This window comes from Flavobacteriales bacterium, assembly GCA_016699575.1.
GTDB lineage: Bacteria > Bacteroidota > Bacteroidia > Flavobacteriales_F > PHOS-HE28 > PHOS-HE28.
The window spans coordinates 2,733,398-2,756,177 of the sequence record CP064979.1; the positions used below are offsets into that span (position 1 = coordinate 2,733,398).

At 61.0% G+C, this 22,780-nt stretch carries 21 protein-coding genes; 7 read left to right on the forward strand and 14 right to left on the reverse strand.

Annotation, left to right across the window (positions count from 1 at the left end; genetic code table 11):
- Positions 1-26: 26 nt before the first annotated feature.
- The 3 genes from IPJ76_11380 to IPJ76_11390 all read right to left on the reverse strand — a co-directional run bounded on the left by IPJ76_11380 (position 27) and on the right by IPJ76_11390 (position 3,385).
- Positions 27-1,739: a hypothetical protein gene (locus IPJ76_11380; GenBank protein ID QQR85216.1), complete on the reverse strand. Its 1,713-nt coding sequence runs from the start codon at positions 1,737-1,739 to the stop codon at positions 27-29.
- Complete coding sequence (locus tag IPJ76_11385; protein QQR85217.1) at positions 1,736-2,941, reverse strand: ABC transporter ATP-binding protein; 1,206 nt, start codon at positions 2,939-2,941, stop codon at positions 1,736-1,738. The genes IPJ76_11380 and IPJ76_11385 overlap by 4 nt, the downstream gene beginning before the upstream one ends.
- Before the next feature lie 210 nt (positions 2,942-3,151).
- A complete protein-coding gene (locus tag IPJ76_11390; protein QQR85218.1) occupies positions 3,152-3,385 on the reverse strand; it encodes a hypothetical protein in 234 nt (77 codons plus the stop codon).
- 105 nt (positions 3,386-3,490) lie between these two features.
- Here IPJ76_11390 and IPJ76_11395 point away from each other — a divergent pair, with 105 nt between their 5' ends.
- Entirely contained in the window at positions 3,491-4,072 is a 582-nt protein-coding gene (locus tag IPJ76_11395) for a methyltransferase domain-containing protein (GenBank protein ID QQR85219.1), read from the forward strand.
- 6 nt (positions 4,073-4,078) lie between these two features.
- Here the strand turns inward: IPJ76_11395 and IPJ76_11400 are convergent, their stop codons facing one another.
- The 5 genes from IPJ76_11400 to IPJ76_11420 all read right to left on the reverse strand — a co-directional run bounded on the left by IPJ76_11400 (position 4,079) and on the right by IPJ76_11420 (position 9,288).
- Positions 4,079-4,828, reverse strand: coding sequence for a capsular biosynthesis protein (locus IPJ76_11400; GenBank protein QQR85220.1), 750 nt, complete (start codon positions 4,826-4,828; stop codon positions 4,079-4,081).
- Between the two features lie 87 nt (positions 4,829-4,915).
- The gene (rfbB, locus tag IPJ76_11405) at positions 4,916-6,022 is read right to left on the reverse strand and encodes a dTDP-glucose 4,6-dehydratase (protein ID QQR85221.1); all 1,107 of its coding nucleotides are present in this window, start codon (positions 6,020-6,022) and stop codon (positions 4,916-4,918) included.
- 136 nt (positions 6,023-6,158) lie between these two features.
- Complete coding sequence (locus IPJ76_11410) at positions 6,159-7,457, reverse strand: nucleotide sugar dehydrogenase (protein QQR85222.1); 1,299 nt, start codon at positions 7,455-7,457, stop codon at positions 6,159-6,161.
- A 119-nt stretch (positions 7,458-7,576) separates the two neighbouring features.
- Entirely contained in the window at positions 7,577-8,587 is a 1,011-nt protein-coding gene (locus tag IPJ76_11415) for a Gfo/Idh/MocA family oxidoreductase (protein QQR85223.1), read from the reverse strand.
- 128 nt (positions 8,588-8,715) lie between these two features.
- Positions 8,716-9,288, reverse strand: a complete 573-nt coding sequence (locus tag IPJ76_11420; GenBank protein ID QQR88448.1) for an N-acetyltransferase — start codon at positions 9,286-9,288, stop codon at positions 8,716-8,718.
- A 93-nt stretch (positions 9,289-9,381) separates the two neighbouring features.
- Between IPJ76_11420 and IPJ76_11425 the strand changes: the two genes are divergently transcribed.
- Positions 9,382-9,858, forward strand: a complete 477-nt coding sequence (locus tag IPJ76_11425; protein QQR85224.1) for a hypothetical protein — start codon at positions 9,382-9,384, stop codon at positions 9,856-9,858.
- Positions 9,859-9,861: 3 nt separating this feature from the next.
- On the opposite strand, the gene IPJ76_11430 is transcribed toward IPJ76_11425, so the two are convergent.
- On the reverse strand, positions 9,862-10,743 hold the full coding sequence (locus IPJ76_11430; protein ID QQR85225.1) for an NAD kinase: 882 nt from the start codon (positions 10,741-10,743) through the stop codon (positions 9,862-9,864).
- Positions 10,744-10,853: 110 nt separating this feature from the next.
- On the opposite strand from IPJ76_11430, the gene IPJ76_11435 reads away from it, so the two are divergent.
- A complete protein-coding gene (locus tag IPJ76_11435) occupies positions 10,854-11,729 on the forward strand; it encodes a hypothetical protein (GenBank protein ID QQR85226.1) in 876 nt (291 codons plus the stop codon).
- A 14-nt stretch (positions 11,730-11,743) separates the two neighbouring features.
- On the opposite strand, the gene IPJ76_11440 is transcribed toward IPJ76_11435, so the two are convergent.
- A complete protein-coding gene (locus IPJ76_11440; GenBank protein QQR85227.1) occupies positions 11,744-13,189 on the reverse strand; it encodes a BamA/TamA family outer membrane protein in 1,446 nt (481 codons plus the stop codon).
- Between the two features lie 15 nt (positions 13,190-13,204).
- The gene (locus IPJ76_11445; protein ID QQR85228.1) at positions 13,205-13,867 is read right to left on the reverse strand and encodes a CBS domain-containing protein; all 663 of its coding nucleotides are present in this window, start codon (positions 13,865-13,867) and stop codon (positions 13,205-13,207) included.
- 82 nt (positions 13,868-13,949) lie between these two features.
- Between IPJ76_11445 and IPJ76_11450 the strand changes: the two genes are divergently transcribed.
- From IPJ76_11450 to IPJ76_11465, 4 genes are all read left to right on the forward strand, one after another.
- Positions 13,950-14,669, forward strand: a complete 720-nt coding sequence (locus tag IPJ76_11450) for a pyridoxine 5'-phosphate synthase (protein ID QQR85229.1) — start codon at positions 13,950-13,952, stop codon at positions 14,667-14,669.
- 161 nt (positions 14,670-14,830) lie between these two features.
- Positions 14,831-15,601: an alpha/beta fold hydrolase gene (locus IPJ76_11455; protein ID QQR85230.1), complete on the forward strand. Its 771-nt coding sequence runs from the start codon at positions 14,831-14,833 to the stop codon at positions 15,599-15,601.
- Positions 15,598-16,302 carry a hypothetical protein gene (locus tag IPJ76_11460; GenBank protein QQR85231.1) on the forward strand — a complete coding sequence of 235 codons (705 nt, stop codon included), beginning with the start codon at positions 15,598-15,600 and terminating at the stop codon, positions 16,300-16,302. Before IPJ76_11455 ends, IPJ76_11460 begins: the two co-directional genes overlap by 4 nt.
- A gap of 76 nt (positions 16,303-16,378) precedes the next feature.
- Complete coding sequence (locus tag IPJ76_11465; GenBank protein QQR85232.1) at positions 16,379-17,413, forward strand: endonuclease/exonuclease/phosphatase family protein; 1,035 nt, start codon at positions 16,379-16,381, stop codon at positions 17,411-17,413.
- Positions 17,414-17,477: 64 nt separating this feature from the next.
- On the opposite strand, the gene IPJ76_11470 is transcribed toward IPJ76_11465, so the two are convergent.
- The 3 genes from IPJ76_11470 to IPJ76_11480 are packed head-to-tail and all read right to left on the reverse strand — an operon-like array spanning position 17,478 to position 22,736.
- Complete coding sequence (locus IPJ76_11470) at positions 17,478-18,818, reverse strand: carbohydrate binding domain-containing protein (protein QQR85233.1); 1,341 nt, start codon at positions 18,816-18,818, stop codon at positions 17,478-17,480.
- A 48-nt stretch (positions 18,819-18,866) separates the two neighbouring features.
- Positions 18,867-20,198 (reverse strand): choice-of-anchor J domain-containing protein, encoded by a 1,332-nt coding sequence (locus IPJ76_11475; protein ID QQR85234.1) that lies wholly within the window; start codon positions 20,196-20,198, stop codon positions 18,867-18,869.
- A 3-nt stretch (positions 20,199-20,201) separates the two neighbouring features.
- Positions 20,202-22,736 carry a TonB-dependent receptor gene (locus IPJ76_11480; protein ID QQR85235.1) on the reverse strand — a complete coding sequence of 845 codons (2,535 nt, stop codon included), beginning with the start codon at positions 22,734-22,736 and terminating at the stop codon, positions 20,202-20,204.
- Positions 22,737-22,780: the final 44 nt, after the last annotated feature.

Below are 22,780 nucleotides of genomic sequence, written 5' to 3' on the forward strand. Positions count from 1 at the left end.
GCCAGTGCCAAAGTACCGCCCGAGGATCACTTCCGCTCCGGCAGGCTGGTGAGCCTCGCCATCAACGACCGGAAGAAGCCGTGGCCCACGAAGAGGTAGAGCGCCATGCCGCCCCAGAGGAAGATCTGCATGATGGTGAAGACCTTTTCGCGGAGCAGTTCGGCCTCTGCCCGCAGGGCCGGCAGCCGCAGGTCGAAGCCATTGTAGTTCTCGATCTCGTTGATCTTCTTCCACAACGCGTCCACGCCGAAAATGTCGAACTCTTCTTCCAAGATCATCAGCGTGGTGAAGAGGATGAACGGTGCAATGCAATTGGCGATGATGGTCATCACTGCGCGACTGGTCCGGTAGGCCTTCAACCTGAACACGAACGGAGCTTGGGCCAAGAGGAAGATGCCAATGAAATAGTGGCCGTAAAGGAGGATGTCATCCGGCCTCACACCATCGTAGCCGTAGTCGTTCCGCCATGTAACGAGGAATGCTACGCACACGAGGACGATGGGAGTGAGGAAGCACACCACGAAGCCGATGAGGAAGGGTTGCCAGTAGATGTTCTTGAAGATGCCGATGAGCAAGGCCAGACAGAAGCTCATGATCACCACCGTATAGAACATGGCCCAGAACCTGGCGAACGAATAGTCCATGGTCTTCGCTTCCCAGAGGCGTTCGATCTGCCGATCGCAATCGAAGACCATGCTGGAGGTTTGCTTGCGCTCGTTGAACTGGAGCAGCGCACTGTCCACGGTGCACCCGCTCGTATCGCGGCGGTAGCTGTCGGCGATGGCGAGCACGTTCGCGATGCGCTCCCGATCGATCATGTCCGGCGCGTCCAACTGTTTCACGTACCGGGCTTCCAGCAGGCTGTCGCTCAGGAAAGGCACACGTTCCACCTCATGCCTGCCGCGCAGGTCGTAGGTGAAGGTCCATCCCTTCTCCGGCGAGAACGGACCATGGGCCACGAAGTAGAGCGGGAAGTTGCGCTCGATGCTGTCCATCTTGGCCAGGTAGCGCTTGGCCTTGTGCGGGTCGCGGGTGTCCGAACTTCCGAATGCCGCCGCATTGTAGGCCTCCTTGTATTCGTCGTAGAGCCCCTGGAGCGATTCCTCCTTTTCGGGGTCGCGTTCGAGCCGCTTGTTGTATTCGTCCAAGCTGCGGAAGTAGGCGTGCGATCCCGTGCCACTATACCATTCTCCATCTTCGATCAGATAGTTGATCTCATCTGGATCCATCCCTTCCAAGGTGATGTTCGACAGGTGGAGCGCGCGCCCATCCCCTGTCAGGAACATGAAGGCCTCCTCGTTCAGGTCGTCCACCTCCTGCACGAACTGCTCATCGCTGATGATGCGGTCGATGCGCCAGGACAGCGTGAGCGCGATGTTGTACGGCAGCGACCAGATGAGGACAATGCTCAGCAGATGCACCATGAACTCGCCCACTTCAGCGAAGGGCTCGCGGAGACCATTGCGGCGCTCGAGGGTGAACAGCACCACCTTGTATACCCAGAAGGCACAGTAGAAGATGGCGGGTACCGTCATCCAGCCGAAGAACTCCTCGGGATCGGGGAAGCTCCGCTTGTCCACGTGCAGGAGCATGCCGAAAACGAACACGAGCACGTTCAGCAGCAGTATGAACCAGATGTGGTAATGGAAGCGCGTGGCCCACAAGCGCGGTTTGCTCTGCTGCAGGTACAGGTCGTACCGCTGCAAAGCGCCGGGGATGAGCTTGCGCAACCAGTTCATGTGTCCTGATGGAAGAGTTTGCGCGTGCTGGTGCTGATATCGCGGAAGTAGCTCACCTCCAATCCGGCATCGCCCATGGCTTTCACCACGTGCTTGGCGGTGCATTCGCGCGGTGTGGTCAGTCGGAATAGCAATCCGGTGTCGTCGAGGTGAAGGATGCGTTCGGTGCCCATGGCGTGCACCAAGGCGCTGCGGTCGAATTCGCCGTTGATCTCAAAGACGTTGCTCGCGCGGTCCACATCGAAACTGGCCACGGCCCCGCTGAACATCGGCCGGCCGTTCTTGAGGAAGATGATGTTGTCGGCCACGGCCTCGATCTCGTGCAACTGCTGGCTGCTGAGGATGACACTGATGGGGTTGCGGCGCGAGGCGGCGAGGAATTTCAGGTCCTGCAGGAAGAGCTGCTGCGCTTGCAGGTCGAGGTTCGCGATGGGCTCATCGAGCACCAGGATGCGCGGGCGCCATACCACCATCTTGGCCAGTTCGAAGCGCAGTTTGTAGCCGCTGCTCAACTGGCTCCAGCGTAGGTGCTGGAAGCGTGTGAGGCCAAGGCGGTGCAGCGTGTACATCACGCGGTCCTCGTTCTCCTCGCCGGTCACCCCGTGCACGGCGGCCATGAAGCGCAGGTTCTGCATCAGCGTGCCGTACCAACGCACGCTACGCTGCGGGATCCACGCTATGCCTTGTTTGATGAGGTACGGGTCGTTGCCGAGCGTGGGGTAGGAGACGCTGCCTTCGTTGTGGTCCAGCAGCCCGGCCACTTGGCGCAAGAGCGTGGTCTTGCCATTGCCGTTCTCGCCCACCAGCCCGGTGATCTCGCCAATGCGCAGGTCGAGGTCGATGGGGCCGAGCTGGAACTTGTGGCCGCGCGAGCTGAACCGTTTGGTGAGCCCTTGAGCACTGAACACCGTAGTGCGATCAGGCAGTGCAGCATCATCGTGCAAAGCCGAGGCCCGCGCAACGATCGTGTGCATGAGCTGCTGGGCGCGCTCCGCGTACGAGGCACCTACGTTGCCGCTCAGTTCGGCCGCACCGAGGTCGCGACTGATGTTGTAATCGGCCCGGAGCGCCATGGCCGTGCGGCGCAGGTCGTGCAGCGCAGGGTACTCGTCGCACAGGTCCATGAGCCGGCGCGTGGCCAGGCTCAGGTCGCTGCCATGCACGAGCGCTTGCAGTTCGTTCAGGCGGTGCTGGGCGCTCATGCGGTGCTACAACTGCGGAAGTGGTGGGGAAAGTATGTGGCGCGCGAATAGGTGGCGGGGTGGATCGCTTCGGTCGCAACGCCGCCCTCGCGATGACGGTTGGGCTACCGTCATCGCGAGCCTTCTGAGGCGAAGCGATCCAGAAGCCTTGCGTCATGCATGAAACGACGAAGGGCCCGAAGGCCCCTCGTTGCTCGACAAGTCGTGGGTTCAGGCTTTTTTGGCCGCCTTTTTCGCGGCCTTCTTGGCCTTCGGTGCTGCCTTGGGCTTGGCAGGTGCTGCGGCCTTCACGGCTGCTGCCACACGCTTCGCCGTGGCGGCTTTGCGCTTGGCGCGGCTGTTCTTCTTGGGTGCCTTGCCTTGGCCGGCAGGTGCGCTGGCGATGCGCTTGATCTTCCTTTTCTGGCCGCTCACAGCGGCTTTCTTGTGGCTCTTCTTTACCATGATGTTCGGTTGATGGACGCAAGGATAGTTGCGCCATCAGCGCTTGTTCACGGAAGCCACGCGCCTCTTTCAACAGCGTGCAGTGCGGTACTGCGATCTTCGCGCATGCAGTTGAACAAGGATTTCTGGGAGAAGCGTTACGCGGATCACGAAACCGGTTGGGACATCGGCCATGCGTCGCCACCGTTGCGCGAGTTCATCGATGGTTTGCATTACAAGCATCTGCGAATCCTGATCCCCGGCGCTGGCAATGCCTACGAAGCCGAGCATGCGCACCGATCGGGCTTCACCAACGTCACGGTCATCGACCTCGCTGCGGAACCGCTGCGGGCGCTCAAGCAGCGTTGCCCGGACTTTCCCGATGGGCACTTGGTCCAAGGCGACTTCTTCGAGCACGTTGCCGAGTACGACGTGATCCTGGAGCAGACCTTCTTCTGTGCATTGGACCCCTCGCTCCGTTCTCGCTACGTGGATCAAATGCATCGTTTGCTTGTTCCGAGCGGTCGTCTGGCCGGCGTGCTGTTCAACGATGCGCTCAACACCGACAAACCACCGTTCGGCGGTTTCGTGCCGGAGTACGCGAAGCTGTTCAGGCCCTTGTTCCCCGGAGCCACCTTCAAGCCTTGCCACAACTCCATCGGGCCGCGGGCAGGAAGAGAGGTGTGGCTGAAGGCGGTGAAGGTCTGAGGCCGATCAGAGCTGCGCGTTCAGCAGCTTGCCGCTGGCGATAAGCTTGTGCAGGTAGGGCTGCGTGAGCGCGTGCTGGATGCCTTCCACATGCGCCATGCTGTGGCAATCGCTGCCCAAGAGTTCATACCAACCGCGATCGATGAGCTGCTCGGCAGTGCGCTTGGCACCGGGGCCGTATGCACCCGCCAGCGCGATCGTGTTCAGTTGGAAGAGCACGCCACGGTCCTTCAGCTTTTCCATGCTGCTGAAGTCGGAATGCCAGAACTGGTAGCGTTCCGGATGCGCGAGGACGGGGCGATAGCCCATCGTCTGCATCTCGAACACCAGCCCAAGGAGCACGACGGGTTCACTGATGAACGGCAGTTCGAAGAGCACGCAGTTGTCGCCGAAGGTCAGCACGCGTTTCTCCTTCACCAGCCGCTCCAGGTCGTGATCGAGGTAGTATTCCGCCGCCGCGTCCACTTCCATGTCGATGCCTTGGCGGCGCACTTCAGCGCGCACCTTCTCCAAACCACCGAGTATGATCTCCGGTGTGTTCCTGTAGCCATCGGCCATCACATGCGGTGTGGTCACCACTTTCTTGTAGCCGAGGCCCTGCATCGCTTTGATCAGTTCGATGCTCGCCTCCAGCGTGGGTGCGCCATCGTCGATGCCCGGGATGAAGTGGCTGTGCACATCGCACTTCAGCACGCTCAGGTCCGCCGGGCCCAGGTCGGGTTGGCGTTCACCGAACAGTTTGGAAAAGAAGCCCATGATTTCTACCGCAAAGAACGCAAAGGGCGCAAAGAGGGACCTGCTCGGTTTTATTCCTTGGCGCTCTTTGCGTCTTGTCGGTGAACGTCAGCGCTCAGCGTAGTGGTCAGCGTAGTACTGCTGGTAGGCCCCGGAAGTCACATGGTCCAACCATTCCGTGTTCGCCAGGTACCAATCCACCGTCCGCTCCAGGCCCACCTCGAAGGTGATGCTCGGTTTCCAGCCCAGCTCGCGTTCGATCTTGCTGGCATCGATGGCGTAACGCAGGTCATGCCCCGCGCGGTCGGTGACGTAGGTGATGAGCTTGGCGCTCTCGCCCTCCGCCCGGCCGAGCTTCTTGTCCATGATGCGGCAGAGCAGGTGCACCAGGTCGATGTTCTTCCACTCGTTGTGCCCGCCGATGTTGTAGGTCTCACCCGTTACGCCTTTGTGGAAGATCGTGTCGATGGCGGATGCATGGTCCTCCACCCACAACCAGTCGCGCACGTTCTCACCCTTGCCGTACACCGGCAGCGGCTTGCTGTTGCGGATGTTGTTGATCATGAGCGGGATCAACTTCTCCGGAAAGTGGTGACTGCCGTAATTGTTGCTGCAATTGCTCAGCACGAAGGGCAGCTTGTAGGTGTTGCCGTAAGCCCGCACGAAATGGTCGCTGGCGGCCTTGCTAGCGCTGTACGGGCTCTGCGGGTCGTAGGGCGTCTCCTCCGTGAAGAAGCCGCCATCGTGCAACGATCCGTACACCTCGTCGGTGCTGACATGATAGAAGCGGTGCTGGACCCCACTTGGGCTCGTATGGACCCCACCCCGACCCTCCCCGGTGGGGAGGGAGGAATGCCAGGCTTCCTTGGTAGCATTCAGCAGGTTGACCGTGCCGATGACGTTCGTGTTGACGAAGGCCATCGGATCGCTGATGCTCCGGTCAACGTGGCTCTCGGCCGCGAGGTGGATCACCCCATCGGGCTTGTGCTCGTCGAAGACCTTGCGCAGCGCTTGCGCGTCGCGGATATCGCATTTCACGAAGGTGTAGTTCGGTGCGTCCTCGATGTCGCGCAGGTTCTCCAGGTTGCCCGCGTAGGTGAGGGCATCGAGGTTGATGATGCGGTATTGCGGGTAGTTGCGCACGAAACGGCGCACCACGTGGCTGCCGATGAAGCCGGCGCCGCCGGTGATGAGGATGGTGCAGGAGGAGTTCATAGGGAAGACCACAGAGGCACAGGGACACAGAGTTCGCCGAGAAACGGAAGAGACCGACCTGCACAATAGCCACGGAGCAGCAAGGCAACGCGAACTCCGTGTGCTCTGTGGCTCCCTGCCTCTGTGGTCTTCATCCTCACAGGCTCCAGTAGTTCACGCTCTTCACCTTCTTCCTGAAGATCCCCTTCAGGTCCACGAGCACGCCTTTCGGAGTGAGCATGCCCTTGAACCAGGCTTCGTCCTTGCTGGCGTACTCGGTGTGGTTCACGGCGACGATGATCGCGTCGTAAGGGCCTTTCATCTCCTTCACCAGCGAGTAACCGTATTCGTGCTGCACCTCGGCACTGTCAGCGTGCGGATCGGCAACGTCCACGGTGCAGCTGAAGCTCTTCAGCTCGCGCACCACATCGGCCACCTTGCTGTTGCGGATGTCCGTTACGTTCTCCTTGAAGGTGGCGCCCATCACCAGCACACGGCTGTTGGCGGGGTTGGCGCCGCTCGCGATCATCTTCTTCACGGTCTGCTTGGCCACGTAGCCGCCCATGCTGTCGTTCACGTAACGGCCGCTGTCGATGATCTGCGCGTGGTAGCCGAGTTCCTTCGCTTTGTACACGAGGTAGTACGGGTCCACACCAATGCAGTGCCCGCCGACCAGTCCCGGTTGGAACTTGAGGAAGTTCCACTTGGTGCCGGCCGCTTCGAGCACGTCGTAGGTGTTGATGCCCATGCGGTTGAAGATGATCGAGAGCTCGTTGGTGAGCGCGATGTTCACGTCGCGCTGCGTGTTCTCGATGATCTTGGCGGCCTCGGCCACCTTGATGCTGCTGGCGCGGTGCACGCCGGCCTTCACCACCAGCTCGTAGGTCTTGGCGATGATCTCCGCGCTCTCCGGGTCGCAGCCGCTGCTCACCTTCACGATGCTGCTCAACGTGTGCTCCTTGTCGCCGGGGTTGATCCGCTCGGGCGAGTAACCCACCTTGAAATCGGTGATGTACTTCAGGCCGCTGAGTTGTTCGAGCAATGGCACGCAATCCTCTTCGGTGCAGCCGGGGTACACCGTGCTCTCGTACACTACGAAGTCGCCCTTCTTCAGCACTTTGCCCACGGTGTTGGAGGCGCCGAGCAGTGGCTTCAGGTCGGGGATGTTCTGGTCGTCGATGGGCGTGGGCACGGCCACGATGAAGAACTCGACGTCCTTAAGGTCGTTGAGGTCGGCGGTGAAGTGGATGTCGGCCCCTTTGAAGGCTTCGGCGGACAGCTCGTTGCTGGGGTCCTCGCCGTTGCGCATCATGTCCACGCGCTTCTGGTTGATGTCGAAGCCCACCACCTTGATGCGGCGCGCGAACTCCAATGCGATGGGCAGACCCACATAACCAAGGCCGATCACGGCCAGCTTGGCTTCCTTCTTGACAAGTCGATCGTAGAGAGAGGTCATTTCGAGTTCAATGTGCTTGAGTGAAGAAGACCACGGAGGCACAGGGTCACAGAGCGCACAGGAGTGATGTTCAGTTCGTTCTTTCTCATCTCAGGGTTCTCCGTGTCTCTGTGGTCTTCTTACTTCAGTTTGTAGATGCGTTCGATGATCTCCACCACCTTCAGTCCTTCCAGGGCGTTGGTGGTGAGCGTGGTTCGGCCTTTCAGCGTGTCCACCACGTTCTGGATGATGTAGCTGTGGTTGTTCGCACTTCCCTTGTAAGCGCCATAGTCGTTGGCCGGGTTGGTGGGTGCGAGCTCGGGCATCGTGTAGTCCTTGATGTGGCAGTGCTCCACCTGGTCCATGTACTGCCCGCCGATCTTCACGCTGCCCTTGCTGCCGATGACGGTGAGGCTGCTCTCGAGGTTCTTGTCCCACACCGCGGTGCTGTAGTTGATGCACCCCATGCCGCCGTTCACGAAGTTGAATTGCACCAGGCCGCTGTCCTCGAAGTCGGTGAGGTCCTTGTGGTTGAAGTCGGCGAACTTGGCTTGGATGTCGGTGATGTCGCCGAACAGCCAGTACATGATGTCGATGAAGTGGCTGAACTGCGTGAAGAGCGTTCCGCCGTCGAGGTCCTTGGAGCCTTTCCACCCGCCCTTCTTGTAGTAGCGTTCGTCGCGGTTCCAATAGCAGTTCACCTGCACCATGAAGATCTCGCCGAGGTGCTTCCCGTCGATGACGCTCTTGATCCAGGCGCTGGGTGGCGAGTAGCGGTTCTGCATCACACCGAAGACCGTCAGGTGCATCTGCAGCGCTTTGTACAGCACTTCCTCGCACTCCTGCTTGCTCAGGCCCATGGGCTTTTCGCACACCACATGCTTGCCCGCACCTAGCGCTTTCAAGCTTTGTTGCGCATGCAGACCGTTGGGCGTGCACACGTTCACCACCTCGATGCCCGGCACTTCGCGCAGCATCGTGTCCAAGTCGTTGAACACCGGCACGCCGAAGTCCTGCACGCCGGCTTCCGCTGCGGTACGCACATCGCACAACGCGACCAGTTCCGCCTCGGCATGGCGCTTCACCATCTCCGCATGGCGCTTGCCGATGTGGCCGCAACCGACCACGGCGAATTTGATCCGGTCGCTCATGAGGCAGATGAAATAGAACCGCAGATGAAAGTCATGATGAAGATGATGTGCGCGTTGATGTTGCCCCGCACTGCCGCCTTTATCATCTTCATCATCTTCATCAAGGGTCGTATCTGTGGTTTCTTCCCTTAGTGGATCCTCGTTACTCGTCCGCCCTCCAGCTTGTACCGCTGCCCGCTCTCCGGACAGATCGCTTCGCCGTTGCCATCGAACTTAAGCTTGTGGCCGAACTCGCTCATCCAGCCGGTTTGGCGCGCCGGGTTACCGACCACTAACGCGTAGTCCGGCACTTCCTTGGTCACCACGGCACCGGCACCGATGAAGGCGAAGCGCCCGATGTCGTGCCCGCAAACGATGGTGGCGTTAGCGCCGATGCTGGCACCCTGCTTCACCAAGGTCTTCAAGTAGGCGCTGCGGCGGTTCACGGCGCTGCGCGGGTTGATGACGTTGGTGAACACCATGCTCGGACCGAGGAACACGTCGTCCTCGCACTCCACGCCGGTGTAGATGCTCACGTTGTTCTGCACCTTCACGTTGCGGCCCAGTTTCACGTCAGGGCTCACCACCACGTTCTGGCCGATGTTGCAGTTCTCGCCGATCGTGCAGTTGGGCATGATGTGGCTGAAGTGCCAGATGCGCGTCCCTGCCCCGATGGTGCAGCCTTCGTCGATGACGGCGGTGGGATGTGCGGTGAATGTCATGTGACCTGTGGCCATGGGGTCACGGGCCCATGGCTGGCGGAAGGGCCGCGAATGTACCGATCGGGTTGGGTCTCGGAACTAGTTTTGAGCGGGATGAAAGCCAGGTCAACTGTCCTGTCGGTCTTGGTCTTGGTTGGTCTGACCGGCGCTGGTTTGAGGCCGATAGTTCCTGTGGACAACCATTCAACCAAGAGCGGTCTTCCAAGGGACCTGGCCGGAACTCGATGGGCGGCGAGCTATTACTACTACCACGAAGACTGGGACTTCGTTTCCCGCGACAGTGTCGATGTGTGTTCCGGCCAAAGGGGCTGGAGCATGCCCGTGGATCCATCGCTCATCGATCAGGACAACCTGTATTTGGGATGCGAACGGAAAGCGTACCGGTTGGTTGATTCGCTGTTGATCCTTCATCGTTGGGTGAGCAGCGCAGAACCGGATACGTTCACTTGGCGTGACGGTGCCTTCCGTTCGAACTGGATGTTCACCTACGGCCATGTTGTGCTTCAGCCGTGGCCGATCGCGGACTGCTCAAAGCACGATCCGCTGGAGAAGCTGAAAGCCGTGCGATAAGGGTCACACAGGCGGCCCCGTCCTCACATCCAGTCCCCAGGTTAGCTTGGTGCGCAACGTTTGCAGGAAATCGCTGTCGGGCAAGCGGACGAGGCGGGCCGTATGCGGGGCGGTGCTGATGGCGATGGGCGCATGGCCGGTGCAGGGCACGCTGCGGCTGTCCATGTTCACCAGGTATTTGTCCTCGCGTGCGTCCACGATCAGTGTGATGCGGCTGCGGTCCGGAAGCACGTAGGGGCGCACGTTCAGGTTGTGCGGCGCGATGGGCGTAATAACGATGCTGTCGCAGCTGGGGTCGAGCACCGGCCCGCCGCAACTGAGGCTGTAGGCGGTGCTGCCGGTGGGCGTGGCCACGATGAGCCCATCGGCCCAGTAGGTGTTCAGGTAGCGGCCGTCCACGTAGGCGTGCACGGTGAGCATGGTGCTGCTGTCGCGCTTGTGCACGCTCACCTCGTTGAGCGCCACGGTGTTGGTGCCCAAGGGATGGTCGCCGTCCACGCGCAGTTGGGTGCGTTCCTCCAGGGTGTAACGGCGCCGGGCCAGTGCATCCAATGCCGGGTCCACAGCATCCAGCGGAATGCTGCTGAGGAAGCCCAGCCGACCGAGATTGATGCCCAGCACGGGAATGCCGCTGGTGCCGCTCAGGGCCACGCTGTCCAGGAAGGTGCCGTCGCCCCCGAGACTGATAAGCACTTCGGCCTTGGGCGGCAGGGTGTCGGCCGCCGTGTGCATTACCTCGCCAATGGTGCCGCTGGCTTGCAACCACTTGCTCAGATCGGGTTGCAGCACGGGCTGCAGTCCTGCCTTGCGCATGCGGCCCAACAGATCAGCCACCACGGGCGCAGTGGCAGGCGACATCTCACGGCCGTTGATGGCGACGATCATGCATTGGCCGCCGAAGCTTTGGGCGAAGGCGGCGTGCGAAGGTGGTGAAAGATCGAAGCCGCATCTTTGGCTTGAGCGGCGTCTAGCTAGAACCATCAACGATCACAGCCATGAGAAACGTTACGCTCATTCTTGGCCTTGCCGCCGCCACCTTGGTGCAGGCCCAATCATGGTGTCCCCCAGGAGCAAGGTGGACCTTCAACACGAGCGACGTTGGGTTCGTGGAGTCTCAGACCTTCCTGACCTATGTTGGTGACACCGTGGTGGACGGCTTCCCATCCCAGCACATTGCACAGGTGAGCGCGATCACCCAGTTGTGGGGGAATGACACACTCATCGTCAACGACCAACTTCCCGTGTTCACGCGAGTGGACGGCGACGTGGTTTTCGATTGGGACTATTCCGATTGGGACACCCTGTTCTGGTTCGGTTCTGTTCCGGGCGACGAGTGGCAACCGCACTGGTCGTTCGGTTGGGAATGCCCCGACCGGGTCTTGCATGTCTTGGACACATCAACCATAGTCATTGATGGCTTGGCACTTCGCCATCTGGATGTCGAGGTCTATTGGAGCGGCGTGCCAACTGGTATCGTTTCGAGCATAACGGAGCGCATTGGCGGTGGTAGTTGGCAAGCGCCGCCGCCATGCGGAGCGGCGGAATGCACTTGCACCATGATCTGCTACCGGGACAATGACATATCCCATCCGATCGACTCATGCGAGTTCACGCTCGGGATCTATCCAGAAAGGCCAGCGATCGGGCAACTGACCGTCTTTGCCGAACGGGACGTGCTTTCGGTGCAAGTTCCCGATGAAATGGTCGGTGGGATCATGCATATCCGCGATGCCATCGGCCGGGAGGTGCTCAGCGCAAGGGTTGCGGCACCACGGACGGACTATCCAACGCAGGGCTTTGCAAGAGGCGCGTATTCCATACTGGTGGTGAACGGTGCCGTGCACAGAAGCGCGCGAGCGGTGTTGCCCTGAGCGACCCGCGTTGCTCAGAACGGCTGCGTGAAGTGCAGGTAGATCCCCTGCTCCCCGATGGAATTGAAGCTGTACTCGAGCCGTATGATCTGATCATAGCTCGTCACCAGGTCCAGCCCCAGGCCGCTGCCGCTCTGCCATTCGTTGTCCAGGAAGTTGCGCTCGGCGTAACGTGCGTCCCACACGTGCCCGGCATCCACAAAGGCATGCAGGTAGAGCGCCAGGTTGAAGGTGCGGAACTCCTCCAGCGGCATGAACTCGGCGCGGCGCACCAGCGGTTTCACTAGCGTGTACACGATGTTGGCGCGCCCCAGCAGCCAGTGCTGGCCATCGATCACATAGTACTCGAAGCCGCGCACCGCGTTGCTGCTGTAGCCCAGGCCTTCCTGCGTGAAGTAGGGCACCGGACCGCCGAACGTCGCTTTGCCGCGCACGCTGGCGTTGAAGGTGTAGCGCTCGCGCACGGGCAGCCACTTGTTCACGCTGGCGAAGACCGTGGTGGTGTTGGGCGCTTGCTCATCGAGCAGGCCCAGGCCGTTGCGCAGCACGCGCAGGTCCGCGAAGTGGCCGCGGCGCGGGAAGACCCGCACATCGCGGCGGTCCCACGACACGGTATAGCCCAGCGAGAGGAAGCGCGTGTGCGTGGCCGTGTCGTTGAAGTAGTCCGGTGCACGCAGGGCCACGCTGTCCACCACATCGGCCTGGGTGAAGCCCAGGCGCAGCGAGTGCCGCACGTCGTGTTGGCGCCGGTACGTCACCTCCACGTCGGCATGCGTTTCCTCGCGCGCATTGCCTTTCGTCGGGCTGTGGAAGACGCGCACATTGTCCACTGTGCCGATGGTGATCTCCTTCTGCTGGAACCAGCCGCCGCCCACGCTCATGCCCCAGTGTTGTTTGCGATCGATCCACGGCACACGGTAGCGTAGGCCGAACTGCTGCGCATAACCGAACTGCAGTTGCAGGAACACCGTCTCGTTGCGGCCGCGGAAGTTGTACTTCGTGAGGAAGATGCCGTAGTTGAGCCGTGATGGATCGCGAGTGCGCCACCATGTGTTGAAGTTCGGATCGGCCAGTTCGAAGATCGGATTGGGCCACAGGTACCACCGTTCGTTCACCGTCACTTCGATGATGGCTTCCGTGGGGCTCACCCACAGCGGCAGCACCTGCACGGTGTTGAAGAGCCCGAGGTTCTGGAGGTTCTGCCGGCTGCGGTCCAGCTCGCGGTACAACGCCTTCACACCGAGCGTGTCGCCTTCGCGCACGGTGAGCTCGCGCAGGATGATGTGTTCCTTGGTGGTCTTGTTGCCGTTCACGGTACCGCCCAGCACCACCACGGGGAGATCCACCTGTGGCGTGTCCGGCTGGAACTGGGCTGACCCTATGTGAGGCAACAGGCACACGGCCGCGCAGACCACCGCAGTTAGGATGCTTCGGCTGCTCAGGTGGAACGGTCGGTGCATGGGCACCCGTGTCGATCAGATGTCCAGGTAGCGCATCAGCTCGTCGTAGCGCTCCTTCAGGTTGTCGTGGAAGCGCGAGCCCTGGTAGGTGTTCTTGACGAAGATGTCGTGCCGCTCGAAGCCCGCCAGCACATCGCTGATGTCCTCACGGTTGATCTTCAGCGTTACTTCCACGCGCACACTGTCCGGCAGGGTGTGCGTGTACACGCTAAGGACCTTCGCGTCGTTGCCTTCCACGATGCCCGCTATACGGTGCAGGCTGTAGTCCACGCTGTTCAGTTCGAGCACCACCACGCTGCCGGGCTGGTTGATGTTGGCCACTTCGCTCAGCCTGCGCAGCGCCTCGTGCTCACCGATCGTGCCCAGGAACTGGCCCATGTCGTCGAGCACCGGCACCACGGTGAGGTTCTGCTCGCTGAACACCTTCATGACGTCGTAGATGTGCTGTCCGCCGCGCACGAAGGCGTGCGTGAACCGGTCGCGCACGCTGTCCAGCATGGCCGCGGCATCGCCGTTGTCCACAAGCGCGCTGTCCTGCACAACGCCCACCAGACGCTTGTTCTCCACCACGGGCAGGTGGTTCACCTTGAATTCTTCCATCCAGTCGAGCGCGCGGCCGATGGTGTCGCTGGTGCGCAACGGTGGGATATCGTCGGTGATGAGGTCGATGGCGTGCATCTATCGCGGGATCGTGCTTCTACTTTTGGGCCGTCGTGCCAAAGGCTTCCAGCCTGTGCGCGGCCAAGGTAGAAGCGTAACCGTGACCCGTCTCAGCGTCAATATCAACAAGCTCGCCACGTTGCGCAATGCACGCGGCGGCAACAACCCCGATGTGGTGCAATGGGCCGTGGACATCCAGCGCATGGGCGCGCACGGCATCACCGTGCATCCCCGGCCGGATGAACGCCACATCCGCCGCAGCGACGTGTACGCGCTGAAGGAAGCCGTTCACACCGAGTTCAACATCGAAGGCTATCCCAGCGACGACTTCATCGGGCTGGTGATGAACGTGAAGCCGCACCAGGTGACGCTGGTGCCCGATCCGCCGGGCGTGCTTACCAGCAACGCCGGCTGGGACACGCTGAAGCACCGCGACTTCCTCCGCACCGTGTTGGCGCGGTTCAAGGACGCGGGCATCCGCACCAGCGTCTTCATCGGCACCGATGCGGACATGATCGCGGGCGCGGCGGAGACCGGTAACGATCGCATCGAGCTCTACACCGAGCCATACGCGGCCAATTTTCACAAGGACCGGCAGAACGCCGTGCTGCCGTTCAGCATTGCCGCCAAGCATGCCACTTCGCTGGGCTTGGGCATCAACGCGGGCCACGACCTCGACCTCCACAACCTCCGGCATTTCCAGGAGAACGTGCCCGGCCTGCTGGAAGTATCCATCGGCCACGCGCTCGTGTGCGATGCGCTGCGCTACGGCATGGCGAACACCGTTGAACTCTACCTGCGCGAACTACAGCAACACTAGCTCATTGGTTCTGTCCAGATGAGGAACTTAATGAAGTATCACACGGAGGCACAGAGGCACGGAGACCCATCGGACATCCTGACCCAACTGGCGCTCCGTGCCTCTGTGCCTCTGTGTGGGATCCTCCTTGGTCGCCATGTTTTCATGGTTCATTCAAAGTCATGAGTGCGGTCGCCTTGCATTTCCGCCGCTTGGGCACGGAAGGCCGCACGCCCATCGTGGTACTGCACGGCTTGTTCGGCAGTGGCGACAACTGGGGCAGCATCGGCACCGACCTCGCCACCGACTTCGATGTGCTGCTGGTGGACCAGCGCGACCACGGCAAGAGCCCACGCACCGAACTGACCGGCTATCCTGAGATGGCCGCCGATGTGCACGCGCTCATCACGTCGCTCGGGTTGACCAACGTGGTGCTGGTTGGCCACAGCATGGGCGGCAAGACCAGCATGGTGTTCGCGCAGCACTGGCCGGAGGTGTTGAAGCATTTGGTGGTCATCGACATCAGCCCGCGCGAGCACGAGAACAACCACGCGCACATCCTGCACGCATTGCGCACCGCCGACCTCTCGCCCGGCCGCACACGCAAGGATGTGGAAGAACACATCAAGGCGCACATCAAGGAGCCGGGCGTGGTGCAGTTCATCCTTAAGAACCTCTATTGGGAAACCCCCGAGCAGCTGGCTTGGCGCATGAACGTGGAGGGCCTCTACCGGAACTTGGGCAACATCCTTGCGCCCATCGGTGCCACCACCGTGCGCGTGCCCACGCTCTTCATCCGCGGCGGCCAGAGCGACTACATCACCCGGGAGGACATCCCGCAGATCCGTGAGCAGTTCCCCAACAGCCGCATCGAAACCATCGACTATGCCGGGCATTGGGTGCACGCGCAAGCACCGCAGGAAGTGGTACGCATGATCAGGGAGGTCGCATGAAGCGGGTGCTGCTCATACCGGTCTGCTTGCTCCTCGGCGTGCGTCTCTGCGCCCAAGCGGACTCAACTGCTCAAGTGCTGGAGGAGGAACGGGTCGATGAGGAAGAGGAGATCGTGGAAGAGAACGACTGGGTGGAGTATGTCGGTGGCTTCGACTTCCGGGAGGGTGTTTATCGCACATGGCGAGAGTTCCGGTTGAACGCGCCGTCGATACCCTTGGAAGCTTTCCGACGCTCAGATGGCCAACCCATTGAGGATTTTCGAAGGCATGAAGGACGTTTGTTCATCCTGAACGATTCGACGAAGAACCTTGAGGTCTATCGTGGCCCTATGTGGGGCTTCTGCAGTAGGAACGTTGTTCTCGTTGCTGCGGGCATCGGATACAACCGCATCGGCATTATGGGCAGCCTTTGCCACCTCACCTACGAATTCATGACACCTACGGCGGAAAGCATGGGCCGAAGCTTCATTTCGGGAGTGCCTCAGATGGGCACTATGGTTGCGCAGGCGCTGCTGAACATGGAAACGGGTGAGCTGACCGGATACGATGCCGCCGCACTTCGCGCCGCCATTTCGGGGGATGGTCAATTGCTCGCTGAGTTCGACGCTTTGCCGAAACGCAAGCGCAACAAACCGGAGACCTTGTTCCAGTTCCTTCGTCACTACAACCAGCGCAACCCTTTGCGGTTCCCCCCGAGCTGAACCCACTCCGGCACGCGATCGGATTTGTCATCCCGAGCGCAGTCGAGGGGTACTTTCGGCCGCCGCAACCACCGCCATGCTCCGCAAGCTTCTTCTCACGGCATCCATCGTTGTGCCGTCCCTGCTCCTCGCGCAGGACAAACAACGCCTCGTTCCCGCCATCATCGGGTTCTACAACATCGAGAACCTGTTCGACACCATCAACGACCCCGCCATCAACGACGAAGAGTTCCTGCCCAGAGGCGCCAACCAATGGACAGGCGAGCGTTACCGGATGAAGTTGCACAACATGGCCAAGGTGATCGGCGAATTGGGCACCGACATCCACCCGCGCGGACCTGCACTACTGGGCCTGGCGGAGGTGGAGAACGGGACGGTGGTGGAGGATCTGGTCCGCACTGAGCCGCTGACAAGTCGCGGATTGAAGGTCGTGAGCCACGAAGGGCCCGACGAGCGCGGTGTTGATGTGGCCTTCATCTACGACCCGCAGCAGTTCAAGCTCTTGGGGCAGAAGGCCTACCGCTTGAACGTGCCCAATGAACCCGACTTCAAGACGCGCGATCAGTTGCTCGTGAGCGGGATCCTCGACGGCGACACCATCCACGCTATCGTGGCGCACTGGCCCAGCCGCAGGGGAGGGGAGAAGCGCAGCCGACCATATCGCAACATGGCCGCCGACCTCGGCCGCCACATCATCGATTCGCTCACCGCGCGCAACCCCAACGCACGCGTGTTCTACATGGGCGACCTCAACGACGATCCCATCAACGAGAGCGTGCGCAAGCACATGAAAGCCGTCGGCGACAAGAACGCCGCCAAAGGGGAACTGCTCTATGGCCCGATGGACAAGTACTACAAGGACGGCATCGGCACGCTGGCATGGCGCGATAGCTGGAACCTGTTCGATCAGATCATCCTGACACCGGCCCTGTGCACCGGCGATGGCGGCCGATACAAGCACCACGGCACCTTCATCCACAACAAGCCGTACATGCGCCAGAAGGAGGGCAACTTCGAGGGCTATCCCTTCCGCACGTTCGTCGGTAACCAGTTCATGAACGGTTACAGCGACCACTTCCCCGTGTATGTAGTGCTCACCCGGCCGGAGTAGGGCAGGACCGGAACGAAGAAGGCCCCCGAGTTGTCGGGGGCCTTCTTCGTTGTTAGAGCTCTGATCAGCGCTGCACCATCACACGCACCGTGCCGATCGCACCGCCCGTGTTGAGCACCAGGCTGTATGCTCCAGGAGCAAGTGCGGAAACCTCCACCGTGCTGCGCATGCTGTTCATTTGGCCATTGAGCACTGTGCGGCCAGTGGCGTCCACCATGGTGAAGATGGCGTTGCCGTTCGGCAGCACAACGTTCAGCACATCAGCGGTCGGGTTCGGGAAGACTTCCACGCCGAAGCTCGCGGCATCGGAGATGCCTGATCCAGCGGTGATATCGCTCAGTTGGCGCGGTTCGATCTTGCGCGATCCGTTGGCCCAGTGCATCACGCCGGTAACATCGTAGTAGTTGCCGACGGTGGGAGCATAGAGGTACATGAGGTCGTCGATAGCCATGGAACCCTGCCAGCTGGTGCCCGTCCATTCGAAGAACGTTACAAGGTCAGGGAGGTTCATGCATTGCAGGCTGTTGATGTGGCACAGGACGCCCTCCCATTGCTCATCTGCGGCGGCCACGGGGTCCAGCACCTGGGGCGCGGGTTCCGGGTATTGGCCCACCACCACAAGGTTGGTCACGTTGGTCAGCTCCGTGGTGCCGTTGAATTCGGCAACCGTTGCCGTGAAGGTCACGCTGTCGCCCAGGGCCACTACCGAGGTGTTGTCGAACGCGTAGACACCGCTCCAAGGGCCGGTGCCCGCTTGCACGAACCAGGAGTTGGTCCCGGCCGTGTCAACGCCGGTGACGATGCCGCCCGTGTTCACCACTTGGTTCATCAAGGGCGAATTGCCGCTCACATCGGTGGTGAATTGGATCTCGTAGATGCTGGCGTCCACCGGTGGGTTGATGATGCCGGAGGTGATGTTGACGTCGTCGATGACCAGATGCTCGGGGCCGCTGGTGAGCTGCACGCTCAGTATGAACTCCGCTGCGGTGGTGTCGTTGGCGCAGGTGATCTGTTGCGTCACCTGGGTCCAGGTGTTGCCCGTGGAAGTGAAGTACGGATTGTAGGAGGCATAGCCGGACCCGCTTGTACGACCATCGAACAGTCCTACGCGGACGTTGCCTGATCCGCGTACCCAGAAGCTCACGTCGTACGTGGTGCCATCGACAACCGTCACCGGCTGCGTTGTGAACCGCTTGTGTGCGCTGGGGCCGTTGATCACGCGCACGGCATAGGTGCCGCCGTGAACGTTCACCGACACTTGCTCAACGCTGTCGGCGCTGAGGGTCGTTTTGGAGCCCATCCAATCACCGGGCACGGTGTCGGGCCATAGTTCGAAGCCGCTGGTGAATTGGGCGTTGGCGCACATGCCAGTGGCCAAGGCGGTGAGGAGTAGTGCGTGTTTCATGCGTTGGGCGCGTTGAAGGGTTGGTGTTGGGCTGTCCGGGCGTGGCGATCAGTTCAATTGAACATCATCCACGCGCATGTTGGTGTCTTGATTGTTGGGGCCACTGCCGGTGTAGCGGAAGCCGACCACGAAGCCGCCGCTGTATCCGTTGGGCAGCAGGCTGGTCAGGTCGATGATGCCGCTGTCCACCCATACGAAGTCGGCCGTACCGTCGTCGGCATAGGTGCAGGACACCGGTGCCCAGTTGGCCGTGCTGAGGTTGGTGCCATCGAAGTCGGTGCAGATGAACAAGGCGAACGGATCGTGGCCCGCATCGCCGAAGGCCCGTTGGGTCTTGAACTGCAAGGTGTTGCTGCCGTTCGCCTGCATGTTCGGGCTCACGAGCCAGCTTACGGTGGTGGCCGCCGTGCTGGTGTAGGCACTGCCTTGCGCGAAGAGTTCAGCTTGGAAGGCCCCGCCGCGCCACACGCGCAGATCGCTCGATTGGGTGCCGTTGTACCAGCACGCCAGGTCGATGTTGGTATTGGCCGTAACGGTGCTGAAGTCTTCTTGCACGCCGCCTGTGGGCGGGCAAGGCTGGAAGGGCAGCGGACATGGATCGCAACGGTCGCCGAAGAGCGCTACCTCAGCCAGGTTGCGGATGATGAGCTGGTTGGTGCCATTGTATTGGCCAAGAATACCGGTGAAGGTGCCATTGCCGGCCGCCAGTGGCGTGTTGGCGAAGTTGGCATAGCCGCTGCTGCGTACGATGATGCTGTTGGTGCAGTCGCCCATGTACCGGTCCACGGAGTTCTGCCCGACCGCATCGGCGTAGGTGAGCCCGTTGCACGCGTCATTCTGGTCGAATTCAACCCCCACGATACGAATGAGCATGCTTTGCAGCGTATCGAGGCCGAAACCGTTCAAATGCGATTGGTTGAGCTCCGCGATGGTCATTTCCAGTGGCTCCACATGGTTCAGCGTGCTCTGCTTCACCACGTTGTTGTCCACGTCCACGGAATCGAGCTGCAGCACACCGTTGTATTGGCTCAGCGTGGTGCCCGGCAGGTAGATGCGCACGCGATCGCCCTGGTAAAGACCACCGCTGTTCTTCAAACGTACGTTGATGGCCTGGCCACCGTCCTGCATGTACACGTTCTTGTAGAGGTTGCCGTTCTGCTCGTCGGCCGTGATGGTGCCGTAAACGCTCAATGGCGCTGTGAAGCGAACTGCAATTTGTCCGCTGTCGGCGAACATCTGCCGCAGGTCGCGGACGGTGATGACCGCGCTGTCCGGGATGCTTGCGATCGGCGGTGTGTCGAATTCCTTGTCGCACGAAGCGAAGAGCGACAAGGCGCCCAGGGCGAAGAACAAGTTGCGCACGGAAAAGGTGTTGTTCATGGATCAGAAACTGAAGGTGGCCATCACGAAGAAGGTGCGGCCGTACATGTAACTGTAGCGGTTCGGGAAGCGGTCCACGTCCTGGCGGTCGAAGCGCAGTTGCTCGAAGCCGCCGGTGATGAAGTCCGTTACATTGAAGAGGTTGTTGATGTTGGCGTTGACGGCGAAGCGGTACTTGCGCTTGAACATCCAGCTCTTGCCACCGTAGATGTCCACGATGAACGCGCTGTTGAGCTTCTCCTGTTCGAGCAGTTTTTCCACCTGCGGATCGTCCTGCACGAAGATCTCCGTGGCTTCGGCCGTGCGGCGTGCAGGGTTCGGGTCCAGGTAGATGTCGTCGAAGTAGTTGCCGTTGGCGCCCACGAACCAGAATTTGGGTGCACTGTACTTGAGGCCGATGCTCGCGGCGGTCTGCGGCATGCCGCCCACGCGGTAGTTCTTCCAGTAAACGGTACGGTCGCTCGCCAATACTTCGCTGCTGTTGTCGCGTGTTGCTGTCGCTTGCGGACGGCTGCTGTAGAGGTATTGCCCCCCTGCGTACACAGCGGTCATCGTCCATGTTGCGGTGATGTTGGCCTCGGCGCCGAGCTCCACGCCCATGTGCGTCTGGTCAACCCCGCTCATGGTGTAGTTGACGATGGTGAGGAACTCCTCGTTGAAGAAACTGCGGCTCCAGATCTGGTCCGTGAACTTCGTCCAGTAACCAGTCAAGCGCCCTTTGATGCGCGGGGCGCGAAGGATGTAGTTGATGTCGGCGCTGGTGACCTTCTCGTTGGTGAGGCCGTCGATCACGCCATCCTGGTTGCGCGCGCTCAGGTACGACCAGCGGGGAGCAGGCGGCCGGGTCATGTACGCGGCATTGGCGGATACGTAGTGACGGCCACTGATCTTGTACACGGCACCGCCCTTCAACCCGTAATGGAAGAAGCTGTGCGTTCCGCCCTTGCCCTTGCTGCTGGTGGGGAAGCGGCCGTTGGCCACGTTGCCTTCGCGGAAGAAACTGGTGTTCGCGAGGTTCAGGCCCAGGTACACCTCCAGTGTGCGCCACTTCTGCTCGAACTGGCCGAAGGCGTTCAGGTTGCTCACGTGCAGTTCATAGTCGTAGCCGAAACGATCGCCCACGCGCACCACACGGTTGGGGTTCTCGATGTCGTTCTGTGCCGCGTTCGGGTCGTCCTGGTCCAGCTCCGCGAACTGGTTCAGGTCGAGCCAGTAGTCGCCGCCCAGCAGGTCCTTCACCACCTTGAAATTGTGCGTCACCTGCTTGTTCCAGCTGATGCCGGCGGTGATGTGGCCGTTCTCTTTCCAGGGCTTGTTCCACACGCTGTTGATGCCCCAACGCGTGGGGTCGTTGCGCTGCTCTTCCACGATGTACTTGCTGCGCATGCCCGTCACGTTGTTCCCAACAATGCCATCGGCGTTCACCACCGTGTGCAGGTTCTTGCTGTTGGCGAAGTAGAGCTGCTCCCAGTCGATCTGGCGCACATTGTCGTCGCTGCCCCAAAGGCTCGCCAGTTGCGCGGCGTAGGCCGGGTCGGTCTGGTCGTAGTAGCTCGGCAGGTAGCGGTAGTAATCGGGGCGGGGGTCCTTGGCGTCGAACCAGTTCAGGTTGGTAAGGCCATCGCGACCGAATGTGTAGACCACGCTCGTCTGCACTTTGCCCTTCTTGTCCAGGTCCCAGTTGTGCGTGAGCAGGAACACGGGCTTGTGGTCGTGGCTCATCCTTGCGTTGCGCTTTTCGCCATCCTGGTAACCCCAGTTCGGGTTGTAATAGTTGGTGCCAGTGAGATCATAGATCTCTTGGATGGCAGCGCCTTGGCGGCCTTGGATGATAGGCGCGCCGAAGTAGGTGAAGTTCAGGCTCTGCTTCTCGGTGAGCTTGCGCTCCACGGCCAGGAAGTAGGCCCAGGCATTGTAGCTGGTTCCGTCCACGTATCCTTCCTCGGCCCAACGGCGGCTGCCGCTCACGCTCAGTGCCCAGCCATTGCTCTGCATGCCCGTGTTATAGGTCACCATCACGCGGTTACGGTAGCTGCGGTTGGTGAAGGCCACCGAGGTGCGCAGGCCCTTGCGCAGGTGACCGGCGCGCAGGCCGATCTCCGTGTGCCCGCCTATGCTGCCGAAGGTCTCGCGGCTCGCTGCCACACCGTTGTGCACCCGCATCCAGCGGGTAACGTCGTTCAGGCCGCCCCAGAGGGTCCACGGCGCGAAGCCGCTCTCCAGGTCGTTGATCATCACGCCGTTCAGCGTCACAAGCGTGTTCTCGCCGTCGTAGCCGCGGATACGGAACCGTGCGTTGCCGAAGTTGAAGCCTGCCGTGCTGGTGAACACATCGCGGGAGCTTTGCAGCACACCACTGATGTCCTGGGCGCCCAGGGCCGCATCGAGCTCCTGCGCATCCATGGTGTACATGGGTGCGCGGGAGGCGCCGCCGGCCGTGTCGGCGGGCATGTACAGGGTGGTATCGATCTGCGCCAGAACGCCCAAGGCCGGGCCGAACGAAGCGAGCAAGAGGAGCGAGCGTACAGAACGGATCATGGGTGGCGGACGTCGGGCGGCTTTCTGAAAGGGCGCCAAATGTA